This is a genomic window from Finegoldia dalianensis, from assembly GCF_046255015.1.
In the GTDB taxonomy this organism is placed as follows: Bacteria; Bacillota; Clostridia; order Tissierellales; family Peptoniphilaceae; genus Finegoldia; species Finegoldia magna.
Genome location: NZ_JBDLBQ010000004.1, coordinates 13,647 through 34,641 on the forward strand (window position 1 = coordinate 13,647; position 20,995 = coordinate 34,641).

At 24.4% G+C, this 20,995-nt stretch carries 23 protein-coding genes and 2 pseudogenes; 22 read left to right on the top strand and 3 right to left on the bottom strand.

The genetic code is table 11. The features are described from left to right. Nucleotides 1-40 precede the first annotated feature (40 nt). From ABDJ34_RS04910 to ABDJ34_RS05000, 19 genes are all read left to right on the top strand, one after another. On the top strand, nt 41-697 hold the full coding sequence (locus ABDJ34_RS04910) for a DNA-binding protein (RefSeq protein ID WP_412701571.1): 657 nt from the start codon (nt 41-43) through the stop codon (nt 695-697). Between the two features lie 309 nt (nt 698-1,006). Further along, nucleotides 1,007-2,554, top strand: a complete 1,548-nt coding sequence (locus ABDJ34_RS04915) for a sensor histidine kinase (RefSeq protein WP_412701572.1) — start codon at nt 1,007-1,009, stop codon at nt 2,552-2,554. After that, complete coding sequence (locus ABDJ34_RS04920) at nt 2,526-3,131, top strand: response regulator (protein ID WP_412701573.1); 606 nt, start codon at nt 2,526-2,528, stop codon at nt 3,129-3,131. Before ABDJ34_RS04915 ends, ABDJ34_RS04920 begins: the two co-directional genes overlap by 29 nt. Before the next feature lie 128 nt (nt 3,132-3,259). Further along, on the top strand, nt 3,260-3,442 hold the full coding sequence (locus tag ABDJ34_RS04925; protein WP_019035320.1) for a hypothetical protein: 183 nt from the start codon (nt 3,260-3,262) through the stop codon (nt 3,440-3,442). Then, nucleotides 3,429-5,618, top strand: a complete 2,190-nt coding sequence (locus tag ABDJ34_RS04930; RefSeq protein WP_412701574.1) for a radical SAM peptide maturase, CXXX-repeat target family — start codon at nt 3,429-3,431, stop codon at nt 5,616-5,618. The genes ABDJ34_RS04925 and ABDJ34_RS04930 overlap by 14 nt, the downstream gene beginning before the upstream one ends. Before the next feature lies 1 nt (nt 5,619). Next, a complete protein-coding gene (locus ABDJ34_RS04935; RefSeq protein ID WP_115597355.1) occupies nt 5,620-5,886 on the top strand; it encodes a CXXX repeat peptide modification system protein in 267 nt (88 codons plus the stop codon). Next, nucleotides 5,879-7,513, top strand: coding sequence for an ABC transporter transmembrane domain-containing protein (locus ABDJ34_RS04940; RefSeq protein WP_412701575.1), 1,635 nt, complete (start codon nt 5,879-5,881; stop codon nt 7,511-7,513). Before ABDJ34_RS04935 ends, ABDJ34_RS04940 begins: the two co-directional genes overlap by 8 nt. Before the next feature lie 140 nt (nt 7,514-7,653). Continuing rightward, a complete protein-coding gene (locus tag ABDJ34_RS04945; protein ID WP_412701576.1) occupies nt 7,654-8,052 on the top strand; it encodes a hypothetical protein in 399 nt (132 codons plus the stop codon). Nucleotides 8,053-8,065: 13 nt separating this feature from the next. Then, nucleotides 8,066-9,190, top strand: a complete 1,125-nt coding sequence (locus ABDJ34_RS04950) for a radical SAM protein (RefSeq protein ID WP_412701577.1) — start codon at nt 8,066-8,068, stop codon at nt 9,188-9,190. A 60-nt stretch (nt 9,191-9,250) separates the two neighbouring features. Continuing rightward, nucleotides 9,251-9,424, top strand: a complete 174-nt coding sequence (locus tag ABDJ34_RS04955; RefSeq protein WP_004818372.1) for a hypothetical protein — start codon at nt 9,251-9,253, stop codon at nt 9,422-9,424. Between the two features lie 213 nt (nt 9,425-9,637). Next, nucleotides 9,638-10,711 carry a radical SAM protein gene (locus ABDJ34_RS04960; RefSeq protein ID WP_412701578.1) on the top strand — a complete coding sequence of 358 codons (1,074 nt, stop codon included), beginning with the start codon at nt 9,638-9,640 and terminating at the stop codon, nt 10,709-10,711. Next, entirely contained in the window at nt 10,698-11,975 is a 1,278-nt protein-coding gene (locus tag ABDJ34_RS04965; RefSeq protein ID WP_412701579.1) for a radical SAM protein, read from the top strand. Before ABDJ34_RS04960 ends, ABDJ34_RS04965 begins: the two co-directional genes overlap by 14 nt. Then, nucleotides 11,953-12,837 (top strand): ATP-binding cassette domain-containing protein, encoded by an 885-nt coding sequence (locus tag ABDJ34_RS04970; RefSeq protein ID WP_004026777.1) that lies wholly within the window; start codon nt 11,953-11,955, stop codon nt 12,835-12,837. The genes ABDJ34_RS04965 and ABDJ34_RS04970 overlap by 23 nt, the downstream gene beginning before the upstream one ends. Next, entirely contained in the window at nt 12,812-13,546 is a 735-nt protein-coding gene (locus ABDJ34_RS04975; RefSeq protein WP_001125177.1) for an ABC transporter permease, read from the top strand. Before ABDJ34_RS04970 ends, ABDJ34_RS04975 begins: the two co-directional genes overlap by 26 nt. A 24-nt stretch (nt 13,547-13,570) precedes the next feature. Further along, entirely contained in the window at nt 13,571-14,509 is a 939-nt protein-coding gene (locus tag ABDJ34_RS04980; protein WP_412701580.1) for a S8/S53 family peptidase, read from the top strand. A gap of 9 nt (nt 14,510-14,518) precedes the next feature. Next, a complete protein-coding gene (locus ABDJ34_RS04985) occupies nt 14,519-16,147 on the top strand; it encodes an ATP-binding cassette domain-containing protein (protein WP_412701581.1) in 1,629 nt (542 codons plus the stop codon). A 221-nt stretch (nt 16,148-16,368) separates the two neighbouring features. Then, entirely contained in the window at nt 16,369-16,938 is a 570-nt protein-coding gene (locus ABDJ34_RS04990; protein WP_412701582.1) for a hypothetical protein, read from the top strand. Between the two features lie 270 nt (nt 16,939-17,208). Next, on the top strand, nt 17,209-17,640 hold the full coding sequence (locus ABDJ34_RS04995; RefSeq protein WP_412701583.1) for a hypothetical protein: 432 nt from the start codon (nt 17,209-17,211) through the stop codon (nt 17,638-17,640). Nucleotides 17,641-17,682: 42 nt separating this feature from the next. Next, nucleotides 17,683-17,949 carry a hypothetical protein gene (locus tag ABDJ34_RS05000; protein WP_000676624.1) on the top strand — a complete coding sequence of 89 codons (267 nt, stop codon included), beginning with the start codon at nt 17,683-17,685 and terminating at the stop codon, nt 17,947-17,949. A gap of 73 nt (nt 17,950-18,022) precedes the next feature. Here ABDJ34_RS05000 and ABDJ34_RS05005 read toward each other — a convergent pair. Further along, nucleotides 18,023-18,328 (bottom strand): annotated as a pseudogene (locus tag ABDJ34_RS05005) (relaxase/mobilization nuclease domain-containing protein); the annotation flags it as partial. Nucleotides 18,329-18,633: 305 nt separating this feature from the next. On the opposite strand from ABDJ34_RS05005, the gene ABDJ34_RS05010 reads away from it, so the two are divergent. The 3 genes from ABDJ34_RS05010 to ABDJ34_RS05020 are packed head-to-tail and all read left to right on the top strand — an operon-like array spanning nt 18,634 to nt 19,907. Continuing rightward, complete coding sequence (locus ABDJ34_RS05010) at nt 18,634-19,203, top strand: hypothetical protein (protein ID WP_412701584.1); 570 nt, start codon at nt 18,634-18,636, stop codon at nt 19,201-19,203. Further along, nucleotides 19,197-19,463, top strand: coding sequence for a hypothetical protein (locus tag ABDJ34_RS05015; protein ID WP_004167056.1), 267 nt, complete (start codon nt 19,197-19,199; stop codon nt 19,461-19,463). The genes ABDJ34_RS05010 and ABDJ34_RS05015 overlap by 7 nt, the downstream gene beginning before the upstream one ends. A 12-nt stretch (nt 19,464-19,475) precedes the next feature. Then, nucleotides 19,476-19,907, top strand: coding sequence for a hypothetical protein (locus tag ABDJ34_RS05020; RefSeq protein ID WP_004818328.1), 432 nt, complete (start codon nt 19,476-19,478; stop codon nt 19,905-19,907). A gap of 140 nt (nt 19,908-20,047) precedes the next feature. Here ABDJ34_RS05020 and ABDJ34_RS05025 read toward each other — a convergent pair. Both ABDJ34_RS05025 and ABDJ34_RS05030 read right to left on the bottom strand, forming a co-directional pair. Further along, nucleotides 20,048-20,391, bottom strand: a pseudogene (locus ABDJ34_RS05025) (plasmid mobilization relaxosome protein MobC). Nucleotides 20,392-20,659: 268 nt separating this feature from the next. Continuing rightward, complete coding sequence (locus ABDJ34_RS05030; RefSeq protein ID WP_412701585.1) at nt 20,660-20,857, bottom strand: helix-turn-helix transcriptional regulator; 198 nt, start codon at nt 20,855-20,857, stop codon at nt 20,660-20,662. Between the last annotated feature and the right edge of the window lie 138 nt (nt 20,858-20,995).

A 20,995-nucleotide genomic window follows, 5' to 3' on the forward strand; every position in this document is an offset into this window, starting at 1 on the left:
AGGGCGAAAAGCTCTCCTTATTTAATACAAGGAGGAAACTATGGAATACAAAGATATTAGAGAAAACTTAGAAGAAATGATGAATGATAATTACAAGGATTTTATAAAAGCACTTGTGAGCATAGAAAAAGGCGTTACTGATGAAAAGGCACTTGAAGAAGTCTATGTTTTATATATGAACAATGACACAACAGGTCTACTAAGTGATGACTTTGACTATATGATAGATGATATGAAAGAACAAGGTAAGATTGTTGAAAATACCAATGAACTTGAAAAAAAAGACGACCTCATAAATCTCGTGGGTAATATAGCAGGTCAAGTAGAAAATCTTGAAAGAGAAAATGCAAATGGAGAAAAATTTAAAGTAAGTAACTTTTCAATTGTTTCGAAAGATGACGATGGAAATAAGGTATATACAAATTGTTCAGCCTATGGAGATAAGACAAAAGATTTAAAGGACTTAAAACAAGGAGATTTTGTTAAAATATTTGGTCAAGTAAAAACAAGCATTGATAACAACGGAAAGGAACATAAAAATGTTCGTATTTTGTCTTCTAAGCTCTTAAAAGCAAAAGAACAAGTAAAGAGTCAAGACAAGGATAAAAAGTCCATATTAGGGCAAATAAAAAGCTTTAAGATAGATGACAAAACTAAGTCAACTAAGAAAGACCATAGCAAAGGTGCAGAAAGATAAATATCGGCAGTCTTTGGACTGCCTTTATTTTTTTGCTAAATTTTAATAGACTGTATAATGATGTTATATCATTATCATAGATATTAATACACAAAAGTTAGCTGAGATTTATTATTGATATGGTTACAATAAATAAAAGAGTTAAAAATAACTAAAAAGCAGTAGGTAGAATAACAGATACTGAAATAACTAATTTATACTGAAATATAGTATATAATAATATTAGAAGAATATTGATATAAAATCACGCATTGTCTATATTATAGAGTTACGATTACTTGTGTTTATCAACATTTATAAGGAAAAATTATGAAAAGAAAAGATTTGATTTTGATTGCTCACATTATACTACAAATTGTTTTATTTATACCTATAATTCCTTTTATAAAGTATTACCAACGAAAAGATATAGGGATTATAATAATAATTTTGCTGAGTATTGTAAATTTTATTTCGTATGTTATTACAATATTAAATTCTGATAAAAAATTCATTTTAAGGCATAGTATTCTGACTATTATATTTATAATATTTATATGTGCAGAAGATACAATACTAGTTAATTTACAAATAGGAAAACACATAGAATTAATCATATATAGCTTATTATTGTTAGAAAATTTAGCGTTGACATGTTCAACATATAGGTTAAGTATTAAAAAACTAATTATAACTATTATTCTTTCTATTTCAGCTTTAACTATGAATTATAATTATTCATTATCCGATTTTATATATAAATATGTAGTTATTCTTTTATTAATGAGTCCTAGTATTTCTTATATATTAGATAAAAAAATAAGACATAATAATAAAAGGGTAATTTTATATTTACAAATATGTTTTATTATTTCTTTTTGTATTTACAAAAAAATCAATAGTATTGAGATTGTTTCAATTAGTGAGTACCTACTACTATCAATTTTATCAATGGAGTCGGTATTACTATATAAAATTATGATTACGGATGTAAGAAAAGGATTAGAACTATTTATCAAAGCCATGAGGAACCTATTTTTAGGTTATATTGTGTTATTTGTAATGCTATATTTAGTTGGTATTTCTATATTAGATATTACTTTATTATCTTTTTACTTTTTTATATATTTAGCAGAATTTAGAAGTTATAAGGAGTATAAGAAACATCAAAGTGTTACTTTTGATGAATTATTAGATAGTTATTATGTTGAAATATATAGAAACAGAGAAATTGAAAGACTTAATATTTTAAAAATTCAGACATTCTTACATGATGATATACTTCAAATTATAATAGCTATACGTAGATGGATTGAAGATAATTTGTCAGGTTCAGACAAAAATTATATATTACAGAATTTAGATAAATTGAATGATTTAATTCGACATGAAATTGATTCATTTAATCCTAAGATTAAAGAGTACAGTTCTTTGTACGATGCATATAATAAACTTATATCAGATCTAGAAGATATGTATTTAAGTAAACAGATGCTTATTGAATTTGAATGTAAAAAAGATATTGGACTTTCATCACCTTATGATGAGCTAGTATATAAGTGTATTAATGAGTTATTAATAAATGCGTTTAAGCATTCTAAAGGTTACAACACTAATATTAATCTGAAAGTAGAAAAAAATATAATTTACTTAACAGTTACAAACGTTGGAGATTATATAAAAGATAAAGATAAAATTAAAGAAGGCAATATAGGATTAAATATCCTAAGGCTGAATTTAAAACAATACAGAGGAGTATTTGAATATGAAATATTTAAAAATAATGAAGAATTAGAAGAATCGTACCTGCAATTTAAAATAAAAATTCCATTAGATAGGAGAGTTGTAAATGAAAATTTTGTTAATAGAAGATCATAAAATGGTAGCTACTTCTTTAAAAATGAGCTTAGAAACAGATGAATCTATTTCTGCAGATATAATAGACCGTATTGAAAAACTTAATACAGATAAATCAATTCTTAGTTATGATCTATTACTTATAGATATTAACTTAACGGGTATTGAAGGAACAGTAAATGGCTTAGATCTAGCTGAAAAATTAATAGAAAAGTATAAGGAAATTAAAATTGTTATCTTAACTGCATATAAATTAGAATTTTATATAAAACGAGCTAAAGAAATAGGATGTAGAGGTTTTATTTCTAAAGAAGAAGATACTAAAAATTTAATACAATATATTAAAAGTATTGTAGAAAAAGATAAGATAATATTTCCTGAAGAAAATTATATGTTAGAATCGTTGACGAAATATGAATTAAAAATAGTGAGATTGTATTCAAATGGCATGTCTAGGAAAGAATTAGCTAAAGAACTTAACACAAATGTTAGAAGTTTGGCGGTATCTTTATCTAGAATATATCAAAAATTAAATGTTAGAAATTATCAAGAAATGATAGATAAGGTCAGAGAACTAGGCTATGTAGATTCATTTTAATAATAAGCATTAGGACTTTAATTCCTAGTGCTTTTTTTTATTCACAAAAGTTAGCTGAAATGAAAGTTAAAAAAATATAAAATTAAAGAAAAAGTAAAGGATTAATAATAATTGAAGGTGATAAAGTAATGAATTATTCAAGTAAACTAAAAAATAATATGGCAGGAAGAGAAATTACTCCTTTTAATGTGTGTAAATTATCATGTACTAATACTTGTAGGTATAGTTGTACAGCAAAAAATGCTGCTAAGCACCCTAAATATTCACATAGTGCATTTGATAATAATTTAAATAAAGATGATAGAAAATAAGACGACCTATAAACTTGGAAAAGAAATTAATATTTGGAAAGATGGTCTTGCTCAGACATTAACTTTTATTGTAACTGAAGATTGTAATCTGAGATGTAGTTATTGTTATATTAAACATAAATCTTCAAATAAGAAAATGTCATTTGATGTAGCTAAGAAATTTATTGATTATGTACTATCAGAAGAAATAATAAGACCCAAAGGAGTTATATTAGATTTTATAGGTGGAGAGCCACTACTTGAAATAAAATTAATAGATCAAATATGTGATTACTTTAAACTAAAAACATATTTACTAAATGATGAATGGTATTGGGATTATAGGATTAATATAACGACAAATGGGGTTAATTATGCTAGTAAAGAAGTACAAGATTTTATAAAGAAAAATCAAGGAAAACTCGAAATTGCAATTACGTTGGATGGGATAAAAGAAAAACATGATATGCACAGAGTTTTCCCAAATGGAAAGGGTTCTTATGATGAAATAATCAAAAACATAGAATTGTATAAAAATCAATTTCAAGCATCCACCAAAGTTACTTTTTCAAGTAAAGATTTAAAATATTTAAAAGATAGCATAATTCATTTATGGGAATTAGGGATATTTGATGTAGCAGCAAATGTAGTATTTGAAGACGTTTGGCAAGAGGGAGATGAAAAAACTTTTGAAGACCAGTTAATTGAATTGGCAGACTATATTCTGGAAAATAAGCTATTTGATAAATATTCTTGTACTTTGTTTGATGAATCTATAGGTTTTCCAAATAGTAAAGAAATATTAGAAACTAGCTCATGTGGTGCTGGAAAGATGATAGCAGTTGGTCCTGATGGATTATTGTATCCATGTATGAGATATAAAGATTATTCGCTTAACAATAAAAAAGAAGTTGTAATTGGTGATGTGGTAAATGGTATAGATTTTGATAAAATAAGACCTTATTATCTGTTAAATACAAAACTTCAATCTGATGAAGAGTGTCTTAACTGTAGAATTGCAAGTGGATGCACTTCATGTTTTGGTCATAATTATGATTCTGCATATAGTAACACAAATTTTCAAAAAGCAAAGTATATTTGTAAAATGCATAAAGCAAGAGTAAGAGCAAATAACTACTACTTTGCAGAACTACATAATAGGTATGGAATTGAAAGAGAGATTAATAACGAAGAAAGAGATAAACTGTATTTTTTGTTGTCTAATTCGACTGTAAAAACTTGTGCTAGTAGTGAAAATAGAAGTGATTCTTCTATTATGTCTAATGAAACTATAACACAAGGGTTAGAATATGCTAAAAATAATTTTCTAAGACCAGTATTCATGCATAGTAATTATGGACTCAATTTAAATTTCAAAGAGATAGACTTAAAAGGATATAATATTTTTCACTATTGCTCAATAAGAAATCAAGATAGTATAAGAAAAATAACTAATAACTATATCCTTACAATTGAATATCCTAATGACGAAGAGTTTATAAGAAATATGAAATTAGAAGAAAATATAATACTAAATATATCGTCTAAATGTTTAAGTGATATGGAGACTTTTATAACAAAATTATTCAATAAGACTAACAGGATTAATCTAAATATATTAGATTTCGATAAACAATTTGATTTTATCCTATATGAAAAACAACTAAAGAGTATTTCTGATTATATTTATTATGAGTATGTGAATAAAGGAATAATTAAAGAACTAAATGTAATTACTGATGAATTGTTTATGGAAGAAAAAGAATTATGTGATAGTGGATTAAATTCTTATACCCTTGCAAGCAACGAAAAGTTTTATGTTTGTCCGGAATTTTATTATAAGTATCCTTTAGATTATATCGGAAGCTTAGAAGACGGAATAAAAGAGAAATATAATAGGCATTTATACTCTGAAGAATATTCACCACTTTGCGATAAATGCAGTGTTTGTCATTGTAATTCTTGTAGTTTTGAAAATTATATAAATACAAATGAAGTTAATATACCGTCTAAAAACTCATGTGTAAAATCTAGTATTGAATATAGAGTATCTTATGAATTACAGAAAAAACTGGCGAAATTAATGGAGTTTGATAGACATATAAAACCATTAAATTATTTAGATCCATTTATTGATGTTTTAGAAAAAAATCCTGTAAATGGAATTTTAAACAAAAAATACTTGGAGGATAGCTAAGTTGAAAGAAGTTGGAACATTAACACAGGAAGAATGTAGTAATATAGAAGAGCTTCTTGAAAAGAAAATAGCATTAGAAAACTTGTTGAAAATTTTATCTGAAAGTCAAGAAATTTATAAAAAAGTCGATAGAGATTATAAAAACATAGTAGAAGAATATGAAAAATGGTGGAGAGATACATCCGATAAATATATTTGGGAAAGTACTGAAAATTCTTTTTGGTCAATTGATTTTAAATCTAGGAAAGTATATTTAGTAGATGAATAATATGTTTGATTGGAGTGAACACAAAAAAATAATTGATAAATTTATATTACCACAGAAAAAGAAAATTATATATTTAATAGTAGTCATACTATTAGGAATAATAGCGAGTATGGCGATTCCTTATGTATTTGGGAAAATTATTGATTTGATAGTAATAAAAGAATTGCAATTAGTATTAAAGTTTATTCTCATAAGTCTATTTTTAAATATATTTCAAAGTTTAAGCAGTATTTTGGAGGAATGGATAGGCAATATATTATCTATAGATTGTTCAAATAGTATAAAAGAAGCGATGTTCGCTAAAATATTAGATACGAGATATGAATTTTTAAATTCGTATGGTGAAGGGGAACTTGTAAGCAGAATAGAAAATACAGGTGATAAAATAGTTAGTTTCTATATAGACTTTTTTTCAAGCATAGTTATGATTATGTTTAGCATATTTATATCTGCTTATATTATGATTAGGATATCATTAAAGTTATTTATAATTGCGATTATATTACTTCCATTGACCTACGGAATTAACTATATATTCAAAAATACTATTATTAGTAAACAAAGAGACTATATTACTAAATTAGATGCATATTCAGATTATCTAATAGATACGATTTCAAATTTAACTGGAATAAAACTAAATAATTTAGAAAAAATATTTAAAGGAAACTATAAAAATAGGCTTCAGAATTTAAAAAATGTATCTATGTCGAATTTGAAGATAAATATGACTGTAACAAGTTTACAAGATTTAATAACTATTATTTTAAGTTCTCTAATATTATTTATATCAGCAAAATTAATAATATTAGGAAGTTTGACATTGGGAAATATTGTTGCCTTTAGTAGTTATATGGAAAAGTTACATTCGTCAATTAAAAAAATTGGTGATTTAAACTTATCTTTTAATGAAGTTATCGTAGATTTAGAACGATATAGGAAAATTATGGATCATGACAATGAAAAGAAAATTGATGGAAAGAAATTATCAAAAGTAACTAGTCTTAAATTTAAAAATGTTTCGTTCAAATATGATGATAAATACGTATTGAAAGATTTTTCATTCGAAATATCGAAACCTGGTTTATATGGAATAGTTGGAGAAAATGGATCTGGTAAAACAACAATTTTTAACCTAATTAGTAAACTTTATACCGATTATGAAGGTGAAATCTTAATAAATGAGATCGAAATAAGTGATATTAAAGATGAAGATTTAAGAGATGAAGTCTTATTTATAGAAAGCAAACCATTTATATTGCGTGATAACCTAGAATCTAATATCACATTATTAGAGCAAAATGAAATGTGTGAATTGAATTTAGAAAAAACAATTAAATTCTTAGGATTAGAAATAATAGATAAATCTAATACAGCAAGCATAAAAGATTCCTTATCAAAAGGCGAACAAGAAAAAGTCCAGTTAGCGAGGATGTTGTTTAGCAAGCATTCTTTGATTTTATTAGATGAAGTTTTATCTGGTATAGATAATGAAATGAAGAAAAAAGTAATTTCTAAAATAAAAGAAAAAAGCAAGAATAATATTGTAGTGATGATCTCTCACGATCATGAAATACAAAAAATATGTGATGATATATTTTTAATGGTATATAAAAATAGCATATAATAAAAAATTATATTTTTAGAAAGTGTAAAAATAGAAAAAATAAAAAATATGCACAAAAGTTAGCTGAAATTAAAATTAAGATAGTATAAACTTAACATATAAGAAATTGGATTTATAATTTATATTTATAAGGAGATAGAATGAAAAAAAACAAAAAAGGAATTAATATTTTATTAATTACGTGCGTAATTGTTTTTGTAATATTAATATTTAGTAATCTTAGGAAAGATAAAGACTGGTATAGAGATTTTTACCGAGGAGAAGATATAAAAAAATATTGTATGTATATAACAAACGATGAAAACAAAGACTTTAATAAGTACATTGAAACAATAGCTAATGATGAAAAAATTTATATAAGAGAACTGAATATTGATAAAGTTAATCCTAAAAATGTTGATGTAAAAATTGATAAAAATAAAGTTCCATATTTGATAGTTATAGATAATGGAAATATAAGAAAGGAAATTTCTTTAAGTGATAAAAAGAAATCAAAAGATAATTTAATTGAATATCTAGATGTTCAGTTAAATGAATAAGGTTGGTGATTATTTGATTAAAGTTATGCTAACAAATGCTTGTAATTTGAATTGTAAATATTGTTATGAAAAAAATAAAGCCAATAAATCCATGAAATTAAAAACTGCTATTGAAACTATTGATTTTTATTTCGATAAATATAATAAATTTGATAGTATTTCATCCTTAAGATTTCATGGAGGTGAACCATTATTACAATTTGATATTTTGAAAGAAATGGTTTATTATTTTGAAAAAAAGTCAAATGCATTAAATAAAGATTCAAAATTCGAATTAACAACAAATGGCACTCTCATTAATGAAGAAATTGCTAATTTTATAAATGAACACGACTTTAAAGTAACAGTTAGTTTAGACGGGAATAAGAGTGAACATGATAAAAATAGAGTTTTCTTGAATGGAGAAGGTAGTTATGATGAAACAATAATAGGGTTAAAAACATTAAGAAATATTGTAGGCCCCAATAAGATTTTCTTGAGATTAACTATTACACCAGACACTGTAGATTCTTTATATGAAAATATAAGATTTCTAATGAATTTAGGATATAAAAAGTTTAGGTTATCATTAGATTTTTATAGTAATTGGATAGGAGAAGAATTCAAAATTGAAAAACAGTTTACTAAACTCAAAAATCTTTACATTGAAAACAGAGGAAGCATATATTTAGATATATTTGATGGTAATTATACAAATTATATTCTTGAAAATCAAAATATCGTGTATTGTAATGCTGGTTTAGGAAGTGTAATAGTAGATACTGATGGTATATTATATCCTTGTGCATATTCTATGGATGAAGAGTTTCAGATAGGAAATATTTGGACTGGTGTAAAATTTGAAAAATTTAGTGAGATAATTAAAAAATATTTTAATAAAAATAATCAAATTTACAAAAAGTGCAAAGAGTGTGAGGTTAAACGTTTTTGTATGGGTTTGAAATGTTCATTTGTTAATTTAAGCATTAATGGAAAATTAAATGTTCCGCCGTATGGAATGTGTGTACAAGAAAAAATTTTATATTATTTGATGAAAGATATAATTTCAACGTTAATTTTAAATAATGATTATGAATTTAAAAAATTAGTTGACATAATAAAGAGTAAAAAAGAATTATCTATAATAGAAGGTTTGTAAATTGGTATCTAAATAAGTTTTACTTATTAAGATAAATATTGATATAAAGGAGGTGAAAATATGAAAAATAGTGAAGATCTAAAAAATAAAGAAGTTTTAACTTCTTGTGACTCTGATGCTAACGTTGAAAAAGAATTTGATTATGAACTCGAAGGATATGCCACTTGTCAAACAGCTTCTAGAAGATGTGAACAAGATTGTTTGGGTAGTTGTTTTATGACATGTGATAATTAAATTCAAGAACCTGTACTTAAATTCCCTTAACTTAAAACTTAGTTAAAAGCTTAAGTTAAGGGAATTGTACTTTATTGGAATAGTTAGCTTTTTGTATATTATTATAATCTTTGAGTATTAAATGATATATAAAAAAACATTTTTTACTATATTATTATTATATATTTTTTGCGATTTTCACAATGTTTTACACTTTGAAATAGAGGAGGGTATATGATTTATTGTGATATTGAAGTTTCGAATAGTTGTAATTTAGAATGTTCTTATTGCTTTTTAGAAAAAGCAAATCAAAAATCTTTGAATATTCAAGATTTAAATAAGAGAATAGCATTAATTAGAAATAGACTTAGATATTTAAAACAGAATGAAGCGACCATTGAATTTTCAGGTGGAGAACCCCTATTAGAAATTGAAAGTATTAAATACATAGTTGAAAAATTTGATAAAAGCAATATAAATGTTAAATATTCAATGGTTACTAATGGAACTTTATTGAGCAAAGAAGTTTTTCGATATTTAATGGAAAAGAAATTTTTGCTAGGGATTAGTATTGATGGTGGTGAAGAAACACAGAATAAAAATAGGACATTTAGAAATACTAGTGAAGGTTCTTTTCAGTTAATAAAGCATAACATAGACAACATAATAGATAGTTATCCTGAGGATTTTCAAAATCAATGCATTGCTCATATGGTAATTTCAAAAAACAATTATAAAGAATTTTTCAAATCGTTTGTACAAATTATTAATATTGGATTTAAAAAAATATCTTCCTCTTTGGATGTTACTTATAATTGGGATGATAAACAACTAGATATTTTAGAGGTAGAATTGAGAAAATGTGCTCAATATTATTTTAATTTATGTAATAAAGATAAGTCTTACTATTGGGATTTTTTAGAAAAAGGTATCCAAGCTATAATTAATCCGAAACAACATTATTTTTGTGGAGGGGGGATTATACAATTTACTATAAAAGCTGATGGTAGAATTTTAAGTTGTGGAATGTGTCAATCATTAGAAAAAGCAGTTATAGGAGATGTAGATGCAGGAATTATAGAGTACAAAGTCAAACCTTATGGTAATTATAAACGTAAATTTAATAGTACGTGTGTGAAGTGCGATTTAAAAGAATATTGCCACGTTCCTGATTGTGTTTTTTTAAATGAAGAAATAACAGGAGAAGAATGTGGCGTACCGAATTTTTTTTGTGAAATGTATAAAATAAATAATAGAATAAGCAATAAAATAATTGATAAATGGAGAAAACTTAATGAAGTTAACTGAAGGAACATACATTTTGGAAAGCCAAGGATATATTATTATATATAATATATATAATTCGTCTTATGTAAAGATAAAAATAAAAGAAATAGAATCTCATAAACATAAAATAGAAAAGTTACTTATAGAAGATGGATTCTTAACTAAAAAAAATGAAGAGTTATTTTTAACTGATACTAACTATAATAATAAAAACACAATTTATCTTAAAATAACGAACAATTGTAATTTATCGTGTGAATTTTGTTGTTCTGCTTCGTCTAATAATATAGTTGAACCATATGTAGATTTAAAAAATTTTAATATAATTTTTAGTTGGTTAAAGGGCATAAATTTTAAAAGGCTTGTTTTGACAGGAGGTGAACCATTAAAGCATCCTGAAATATTAAGCATATTAAAATTGAAGGATGCCAGGTATAAAATGATATTATCAACTAATGGTTTGCTTATTAATAAAAATAATATAAATGATATTGCAAAAAATATCGATTACATCATTATAAGCGTAGAAAATTTATTCGAAGATATTTCGATGATTAAATGGTTAGATAATTGTATAAATGAATTTCGTAAGAGAAATGTTAAGGTAGCTCTTTCTTATGTTGTTACTAAGAAAAATATATTAAGAGTGATAAATTTTTTAGATTATTGCAATAATAAAGATGTAGATATATCTTTGAAGATAGTGGCACCAATTGGAAAAGCGATGATAAATAAAGGCATTTTACTAGAGGAAGAAGAAGTGAATAATCTGTATTATAAAATATATTGTCATTTCGCTACAGTTAAAAATATATCGCATAAAATACATAATTTTTTATTTCCGATAATTAGGCCTAAATTAAATTGTTCTGCAGGGAATAAGACTATATCAATAAATGCAGAAGGAGAAGTTTATGCGTGCCATAGTTTAGAAAAAGATTTTTTTAAATATGGAAATATAATTGATGGTGAAATTAATGAGAAAAAATTATTGAGTGGTGTTGATTTAAGCCCTTTAAATTTATGTAATAATTTATTCTGCAATAATTGTGAAATAAAATATTTTTGTGGAGGTAATTGTTATGCTGAAAGAGTTAGTTATGGTGAAAATAAACGTTGTAATTGTGAATTTTTTAAAGAATTAATTATTTTTTCATTGTTTAATTATGATAAACAACAAAGTTGTAAGGAAAATTTAAAAGAATTTATATCTGGGAAGTCTAAGAATTACATACTTGATTTGAAAGAAAGGAGATCTTGGAATGAGTTGTTTAGAAATAAGTGATTTAACAAAATCATATGACAAAAAAACAATTTTAAATAATATTAATTTAACAATTGATTCGGGGAAAATTGTAGGATTATTAGGTGAAAATGGTGCAGGAAAGTCAACTTTAATGAAATGTATAGTTGGTTTGGTAAAAATAGATTCAGGAGAAATTAATTTTAAATTTAAAGGGAAAAACAAGTTAGGATTTTTAATAGAATATCCTGCATTTTATCCAAATTTATCTGCTTTTGATAATCTTAAAATTTTTGCATCGTTATTAGATATTAAAAACGAAAGAATAAGTGAAGTGATAAAAGAAGTTGGGCTTTATAAGTATACTGATGTGATTTTTGATAATTATTCTTTAGGAATGAAACAAAGATTAGGTTTAGCCAGAGCTATATTAGCTAATCCAGATTTATTAATATTAGATGAACCATTTAATGGGCTAGATCCTTCTGGAATAATAGAAATTAGAAATTTATTGAAAAAATTGACTTATTCTGGAAAATCAATTTTAGTATCAAGTCATAATTTGCCAGAAATCGAGAAGATAGCAGATGAAATTGATTTACTATACGACAAGAGAATTGTAGAAAGTTTTAATATGTCTGATATACAACAGATGAATAAACTTATAGTAAAATCTAATAATCCAAAAGAAATAAAACAAATGCTCGAAAAATATAAATTAAATTATTTTTATAAAATTTATGAACAAACGTTAGTCATTCAAGGTGAAGTTATAAATTCCGAAAGAATCTTAGATTTAATATATAAGAATAAATTCAGAATTTCAGAGATATATTTTCAACGAACTTCTCTAGAAGAGCATTTTGAAGAAATGGTAGGTGCCAAAATTGGAAAGATTAAATAGAGAATTTTTAAAAATTAAAGGGACAAAGATTTATTTGGGTTCTATATATGCGTCAATTATATTGACAGGTTTTATAGTTTTTAAAGATGTTTTTATGGCTGAGTCAGTTAGAAGAATAGGAGTTGAAAAATGGGTATGGTCAAATATATTGATTGGTAATTTTATACTATTACATATGATAAGCATAATTTTTATAACTTTAATAATTCAAAGAGAGTATTCAAATAATATTACACAAAACTTACTTGCATATTTAAAAAATAGATTTGACTTTATTATAGGTAAAATTGCTATTTGGTTTAGTTTACATTTAATAATAACAATATGTAGTTATTTAATGGCATTAATTGGTGGGTTAGTTATTTTTAAAAATCTTGAATATTCTAGTTATATTGAATATTTATCTATTATATATTTAAAAACATTGATATTAGGATTTCTTATCTTAATTCCTAATATAGTAGTATGTATAGCTCAAAAGAAGAATTATATAGTGTCCTTTATTTCAGGAGCGATTACTATTCTATTGTCTGTTGGATTCTTACAAGCTAATAATATTATACCATATATATTGCCTTGGAGTTCAGCATATATTTTAATATTCAATGCTAATAATCCGTATAAAATATGGGAGATGGCTTCTATTATAATAATTGTTTTCATATCTTTATTCCTGGCTATTCATATATTAAAAAAACAGGAATTTTAAATTTATAAATACGGTATATTTAGTATGAAAAAAATAAAAATAGGGATAATAGATGGTTATTACAGAAACGACGAAGAAAAAAATATAATAACAGTTAATAATAGTAAAATTCAAAATATTAATAATTTTCACACAAAAATAATACTTGATTTAATAAAAAACAAATTAGGCGATTCTTGTGAAAGAAATATAGAATTTGTCATTTTACCGATTCTCAATTTAAATAATTTTGGAGAATTAAGGGATTTATATTGGGCTTTGGAAAAGTGTTTATTAATGGATGTAGATATAATTAATGTTAGTCTAGGAACAAATCGAGTTATAAAGAATAAAATAATAGATAAATTAATAGGAGAATTAAAAAAGAAAGGAATATTAATTGTGTCTTCATTTGATAACTCAAATAATCCAGAAACTTATATTGCAAGTAGCCCTTTAGTCATGGGTGTAGAATCTAGTATTTGTGGATATAGTTATATTTATAAAAATGATAATTTTTATAAAATTGGGAAGAATATATGTTTCAAATATAACGATGTTTTATTAAAAGGTAAGAGATTTACGGGGAATAGTTATTTATGTGCAAAAATTGTTGGTGTCCTTTCTAAAAAAATGTTAACTGGGAAAAAACTAACTTTAAAAAATAAAGATTTATTAATTTCATTTAAACCAAGAGGAGAATTAATAAATCTTTTAGATATAAAAAATAATAAAGTGTTTAATGACTATGAAAATTATAAATTTAAGGAGCGTATTGATCAGAGCAATACATTATTTATTAATAAAAACTATGTTAAGATGAGTTTTAATGAAAGACTAAAATTTTTAGATTTTTTATTTAAAAATGCGTTACAATATGATCTAAATGTAGTTAGTGAAGTAGAAATAGATAACGTTAGAGATTTTGAAATTTATTTAAGAGAATTTGAGAATAAAGGGTTAGATTTTATAAAAATATTCTAAGAGGGTTATATGAGAGAAAAAAATTTATATTTTAAATTTATAAAAAAATATTGCATTGAAAAGAAAATGATAATATTGTATATACTTTTGCTTGGCGTTATTATTATTTCTGCTATATCTTCTCTGTTTAGACCTAAATGTCAAGCGATTTTAATTGACTCTTTATCAAAAGCTAATAATATTTCGATTAATAGAAAAATATTAATAATATTCTTATTTTTAGTTTTTGTTAGTTATATTGGCAAAAATTTAATAGAATACTTTACTCAATGTATATCAGAGCTTATAGCATCAAATTTGAAGTGTAGTATTGTGGAAAAATTATATAGAATAGATAATGAATATTATTTAGAAAATAATTATAGTGATATACAAGTAAAAATAGATAAAGATATAGAAACAATAAAAAAATTTGGAGTTTCAAATTTAATAATGATATTTTCAGACACAATTTTGTTAATATTTGTAATTCCATTTATGATTAAAATTGATGTAAAAGTAACTTTGATAAATATTTCCTTTTTAGTATTAATTCCAGTAATTATTAATTATTACGGAAAATTAATTGAAGAATCGAGCTCGCTAGTTTTAAAATGTTATTCGGACTTAATATCTATTTTTGAAGATATATTTTGTAATTGGAAGAATTCAAGGTTAAATAATTGTGTTAATTATACTATTAATAAAGCTATTTCATCTACATCAAAATATCAAAAAGAAATTTTAAACAGGAACAAATTAATCTTATTTGATGGGGCATTGACATTTTGCTGTCAATTTATAGGAATTATTTTTATCTGGATTATGGGAGCTAGTAAAATTACAAATGGATTAATGTCTGTAGGCACAATGTTAGCTTTAATGAACTATCAAGCAATGTTAACTTCCCCTATTTTGCACATATCTGATTTTTTTAATGATTATTATATAGCGAAAGAATCATTAAAAAATTTAAATCAATTCATGGAATATCAAAATGAAAAAAACCTAAATTATAGGATTGAAAATATAGAAAATATAGAGTTTAAAAATGTTACTTTTGAATATAAAAAAAACATAAAAATATTTGAGAATTTAAATTTTAATTTAAATAAGGGATTCATATATGCATTAGAAGGTAAAAGTGGTCAAGGAAAGACAACAATTGCTAATTTGATTTGTGGATTTCTTGATAAATACGATGGAAAAATATTAGTAAATAATATTAATCTTAATAATATAAATAAAAATAAATATAGAGAAAAAATATCCTATGTTATGCAATTTCCGATATTTTATAATGATAGTATAATGAATAATCTATTATTAGTGAATGAAGATAAGAATAAAATATTAACAACTGCCAAAAAACTTAATATTTACCAGGAAATAATAAAAAAAGATAAAGAGTGGAATACAATAATAAAAAAAGATAATAGTAATTTTTCTGGGGGTCAAATAAAAAGACTAGATATATTAAGGAATACTATAAAAAAATTTGATTTATTAATATTAGATGAACCAACTGCGGGGTTGGATGAAATAAATAAGGAAAAAGTTCTTAGATATATATATAATATATCGAAAGATAAAATAATTATCATAATTACACATGATGATAGTGAAAAAAGTATTGCAGACTATATGATAAAAATATAAGTATGTAAATTGTACTATGAAAATTGAACTAATCTATTGTAATAAAATATTCACAAAAGTTAGCTGAAATTAAATTTAAAATATTCTAAAGTTAAATATATAAGATGGCATATAAATTTGAATTATAGGGAGGAGGATATAATGCATCTAAGTATATATTATTAAGAAAATTTAGTTGAAGGATATTAAGAATTTAACAAGAATTGTAAAGGAGATATATCATGAAAGAAAAATTAAAAAAAATATTATTAGGAATAACTTTTTTATTAGCCATTTGTGTACTTATTTTACCAAATAATGATGTAGCTGCCGCTGATGGAGAGGAGCTTAGTTATAGTGAAGTTGAAAAAATAGGTGAAAAGGTAGAAAAGTATATAATTGTAGATAATGACAGATTATATTTTAATTATCAAAAAGCTCAAGATAATAATGAAAGTGCAGAAGTCATTGAGCAAGGATTATTGTTAGAATCAGTTAGTTCCAATTATTCAAAATCTAATGTAAAAGGTTATAGTACACGTTCAATAGGGTTACCAATATGGGGTAATTATTGTGGACCAGGATATGGTGGAAAAGATTCAAATAAGCCGGCTACTGATGTACTAGATGAAGGGTGTAAAAGGCATGATCAATGTTATAAATGGTCTTTAACACTTAGAAAAAATTGTAAATGTAATAAAGACTTAGTGGATTATATTGATGCACATAAAAGTCAAATGTCAGGAACAATGGCTAAAGTAGCATGGGCAATTAGGACATATTTTAATACTGTTGGGCAAGTTGGATGCTAAGAATTAATTTAGAGAAACACACAATTCCACTCTGTATAGTAGTTTTTGTTATATCATATATTTTTCCTATGAATTTATTAAATAAATTTACAGAATTAAAACCTTTGGACATAAGTACAATATTTATATGTCCGGTTCTTGGAATAATAGGATTGATATTTTCCTTAAAAAGAAAATCTATACAATTCACACTTTTAAACTTTTATTGATATTGTATTTTTCAATAGCTATGTGTATTGGAAATGTACTTTTTAAATAGCAGGTATTAAAATGAAAAATAAAAAAATACTCAAAGCTGTATATCTAGTGGTAATTGTTTTAGCAATATTTAAACTATTTAAATTAAATATTAGCAACTATGAGCAATTTTATCAAATATCTAATTATGATATAAAGAAGAGGCAGCTAAATAAAATAGAATGGAAAGATATCGGCAAAAAAGATGGGGTATATCTATTGACATCAAAAGGTTGTCCTTACTGTTTACGTTATATAAGTAGAGGAATAGATATTGTAAAAAAAGAAAGCGAAGAACATGATTTATCTAAAAATATCGTAGATTTAGATATAGATGAATATTTTAACAATGCTGATCTTAATAAAATTTTAGAGTATTATTCTATTAATACTATACCATGTATATTGGAGATTAAAAATAATGAAGTAAAACTTATTGAATTTGAAGAAATTAAAAAATATTAATTGTATATAATTAAATTAATTAAAAATTTATTAGGAGTGTTTATGAAAGGAAAAATAAGCAAGAAGATATTTCTACTCGGACTTGTGATATTTGTGATCTCTTATCTACTTCCAGTAGGTATATTTGAAAGCTATACAAGTTTAAGGCCAACCGGAATCACATCAATGTTTGTTTGCCCAATTATTGGACTAATAGGTTTAATATTTGGAGTAAAGGAAAAGGATAAGTTGTTTATGTTATTAAATATCCTTTTGATCTTATTACTTCCTATATCAATGTTCGCAGGTCATCTAGTAGGATCTCTTTAAGTAATATAATAAGCTTAGAGTAAAATTTTGTAAATAATCTTAAAAAGATATAAGTTTATCTGCTTATAGCATTTTATCTCTCCACTTCCTTCCCATAATAATTTTCATAGTTTTTCCTATACTTAACAAGGTCAGAAAATTGTTCTTTATTCAAAGAATACTCTTGCATAAGGGTGTTCTTTTTTTCTTGCAGTTTATCGAGATTGGATAATATTTCTTTTGTATTTGGTAATTTTTTATAGTTTTATAAAATTTCTTTAGCGGCTATTTTATAGACAGAAAGTTCACTATAATACTCATCTGCAAATTGTTTATCTTCAGGATTTTTCTTGTTGTATTTATAAATCTCATGATATTTATTTATAATATTTACATTTTTTCATTTCGGTTTATACATCATAATAAGAACAAAAGTATCAGGATAACTAAGATAAAGATATGCTTGACATGAGAGTGAAGTAGAGAGCAATTTCTAAAATAAAAAGGAAAATTTAAAATAGTATTATAGTAATAATTTTTTATGACCATGAAATACAAGGAATATGTGACGTTATATTTTTAATGTTTGATAAAAATACGTCAATATAAAAGTATTCACAAAAGTTAGCTGAAATAAATTTCTAAATACTATAAAGTTAAATTAGAAACAAGATAGTAAAGTGTAAGGGCTAAAGGAGATATGTAATGAAAGAAAAATTTAAAAAAATATTTTTAGGGTTAATTTTTGTACTGGCTATTTGTGTACTTATTTTTCCTAATAATAATGTAGCTGCATCCGATGGAGAAAATTTTAGCTACAATGAAGTTGAAAAAGTAGGAGAAAAGGTAGAAAAGTATATTATTGTAGATAATGACAGATTATATTTTAATTATCAAAAAGCTCAAGATAATGATGAAAGTTCAGAAGTCATTGAGCAGGGATTATTGTTAGAATCAGTTAGTTCTAATTATTCAGGATCCAATGCTAGAGGTTACAGTACACGTTCAATAGAGTTACCAATATGGGGGAACTATTGTGGACCAGGATATGGTGGAAAAGATTCAAATAAGCCTGCTACTGATGTACTAGATGAAGGATGCAAGAGACATGATCAATGCTACAAATGGTCATTAACATTAAGAAAAAATTGTAAGTGTAATAAAGACTTGGTAGATTATATCGATGAACATAAAAGTGAAATGTCAGGAACAATGGCTAAAGTAGCATGGGCAATTAGAACGTATTTTAATACTGTGGGGCAAGTTGGATGCTAAGAACTAATATAGGAAAATACACATTTGTACTCGGTATAATAGTGTTTGTTATTTCATATATTCTTCCTGTAGATTTATTAAATAAATTTACAGAATTGAAACCTTTAGGTATAAGTACGATTTTTATATGTCCTATACTTGGAATAATTGGTTTGATATCATCCATAAAAAGAAAATCTATACTATTTGTTTTTTTGAACTTGTTATTGGTATTATCTTTTCCAATTATTATGTTCATTGGAAATTTACTTTTCAAATAGCTGGTATAAAAAGTGAAGAACAAAAAAGTAATTAAAAGCATATATGTAGTAGTTATTGTTTTGGCAATATTTAAACTTTTCAAATTTAATATTAGTAACTATGAGCAATTTTATCAATTATCTAATTATGAAATAAAGAAAAGGCAGCTGAATCAAATAGAATGGGAAGATATAGGTAAAAAAGATGGTATATATCTATTAACATCAAAAGATTGTCCTTATTGTTTACATTATATAAGCAATGGAATAGAGCTAGTGAAAAAAGAAAGTGAGGAACATGATTTATCTAAGAATGTCGTAGATTTAGACATAGGTGAATATTTTAACAATACTGAGCTTAATAGGATCTTAGATTACTATGGTATCAATAGCATACCATGTATATTGGAGATTAAAGAGAATAAAATAAGACTTATAGAATTTGAGGACATTCAAAAATTTTAATTAAAGGCATATATAATTAGGAACGATTAACAAATATTTATATAGCTTGGCACATCTACATAATTTAAAAAACAGAGAAACTTTTCTTGATGCGGTATCATCTTCTTTTAAAATAAAAAAGTAAAATATATGCTTGTAAATCAAATATTAGATAGTTTATTTAACAAAAAAATTTCAAATAAAATGTCTCTAGCTTGCTTTTCTAGTAACTTATTCAAATCATCAATATCATCCTTATAAATAAAAGAAGTGCTATTTACCCTTTTAGCAATTTGATTTATATTACTTGAAGTACGACTTATATTAGTAGACATATCACGAAAGACATCCATATCTAGTACATAAATATCTTTTTCTAAGATACATTTCAAAATAAATTGCATGAGTGATTTACACTTAGATGCCTTGTATTTTTATTTAATAGTTCTAATTCCTCATCTGAAAGCATTAAATATATTCCATTATTTCTATATCTGTTTGCCATAAAAAATCATCTCCTTAAAAATATGTAAAACAAAAAACCTGTAAAATTAAGTAAAAAGCTTAATTTACAGGTTCAATTAAAAATTATTATAATCTCCTGCTAGTATATAATTTTATTATAGCAAAAAAATACAATAGGTACTATATTTTAATAAAATATTTAGCTAGATTGTACGAATAAACTTAATTATGGGGAAATGCGGTTCTAAATATTTTTAATAAAAAATGAGGCAACCAAAAAATATATTTGTTACCTCATTTTTTTAGGATTAATCATCCATTTCAAAAAGATCATCGATAGAGACTTTTAAAACTTTAGAAAGTTTCATTGCCGTACTAAGATTTACATCTTTGGCATGGTTTTCTAAATATATCACACCTCTTCTAGTTAAATCGATTTTCTGTGCTAGTTCATACTGAGTCAATCCTTCTTTTTTTCTATATTCTTTTATGTGATTTTTAATCAAAATAAAACCCACCTATTAATAAAATTAGTTATCAAATTATACTAAATAAATTCAAAATAGTCAATAGTTATTTGATTTAATGCCTTGTTTAAATATACAATTTATAGTTTAAATATAAATTAGAAAATTTGTAAATAA

What these genes read in the sequence shown, in the direction of transcription:
- ABDJ34_RS04910 (WP_412701571.1), top strand. Translation starts at nt 41, where the DNA reads ATGGAATACAAAGATATTAGAGAAAACTTAGAAGAAATGATGAATGAT.
- ABDJ34_RS04915 (WP_412701572.1), top strand. Translation starts at nt 1,007, where the DNA reads ATGAAAAGAAAAGATTTGATTTTGATTGCTCACATTATACTACAAATT.
- ABDJ34_RS04920 (WP_412701573.1), top strand. Translation starts at nt 2,526, where the DNA reads ATGAAAATTTTGTTAATAGAAGATCATAAAATGGTAGCTACTTCTTTA.
- ABDJ34_RS04925 (WP_019035320.1), top strand. Translation starts at nt 3,260, where the DNA reads ATGAATTATTCAAGTAAACTAAAAAATAATATGGCAGGAAGAGAAATT.
- ABDJ34_RS04930 (WP_412701574.1), top strand. Translation starts at nt 3,429, where the DNA reads ATGATAGAAAATAAGACGACCTATAAACTTGGAAAAGAAATTAATATT.
- ABDJ34_RS04940 (WP_412701575.1), top strand. Translation starts at nt 5,879, where the DNA reads ATGAATAATATGTTTGATTGGAGTGAACACAAAAAAATAATTGATAAA.
- ABDJ34_RS04945 (WP_412701576.1), top strand. Translation starts at nt 7,654, where the DNA reads ATGAAAAAAAACAAAAAAGGAATTAATATTTTATTAATTACGTGCGTA.
- ABDJ34_RS04955 (WP_004818372.1), top strand. Translation starts at nt 9,251, where the DNA reads ATGAAAAATAGTGAAGATCTAAAAAATAAAGAAGTTTTAACTTCTTGT.
- ABDJ34_RS04960 (WP_412701578.1), top strand. Translation starts at nt 9,638, where the DNA reads ATGATTTATTGTGATATTGAAGTTTCGAATAGTTGTAATTTAGAATGT.
- ABDJ34_RS04965 (WP_412701579.1), top strand. Translation starts at nt 10,698, where the DNA reads ATGAAGTTAACTGAAGGAACATACATTTTGGAAAGCCAAGGATATATT.
- ABDJ34_RS04970 (WP_004026777.1), top strand. Translation starts at nt 11,953, where the DNA reads ATGAGTTGTTTAGAAATAAGTGATTTAACAAAATCATATGACAAAAAA.
- ABDJ34_RS04980 (WP_412701580.1), top strand. Translation starts at nt 13,571, where the DNA reads ATGAAAAAAATAAAAATAGGGATAATAGATGGTTATTACAGAAACGAC.
- ABDJ34_RS04985 (WP_412701581.1), top strand. Translation starts at nt 14,519, where the DNA reads ATGAGAGAAAAAAATTTATATTTTAAATTTATAAAAAAATATTGCATT.
- ABDJ34_RS04990 (WP_412701582.1), top strand. Translation starts at nt 16,369, where the DNA reads ATGAAAGAAAAATTAAAAAAAATATTATTAGGAATAACTTTTTTATTA.
- ABDJ34_RS04995 (WP_412701583.1), top strand. Translation starts at nt 17,209, where the DNA reads ATGAAAAATAAAAAAATACTCAAAGCTGTATATCTAGTGGTAATTGTT.
- ABDJ34_RS05000 (WP_000676624.1), top strand. Translation starts at nt 17,683, where the DNA reads ATGAAAGGAAAAATAAGCAAGAAGATATTTCTACTCGGACTTGTGATA.
- ABDJ34_RS05010 (WP_412701584.1), top strand. Translation starts at nt 18,634, where the DNA reads ATGAAAGAAAAATTTAAAAAAATATTTTTAGGGTTAATTTTTGTACTG.
- ABDJ34_RS05015 (WP_004167056.1), top strand. Translation starts at nt 19,197, where the DNA reads ATGCTAAGAACTAATATAGGAAAATACACATTTGTACTCGGTATAATA.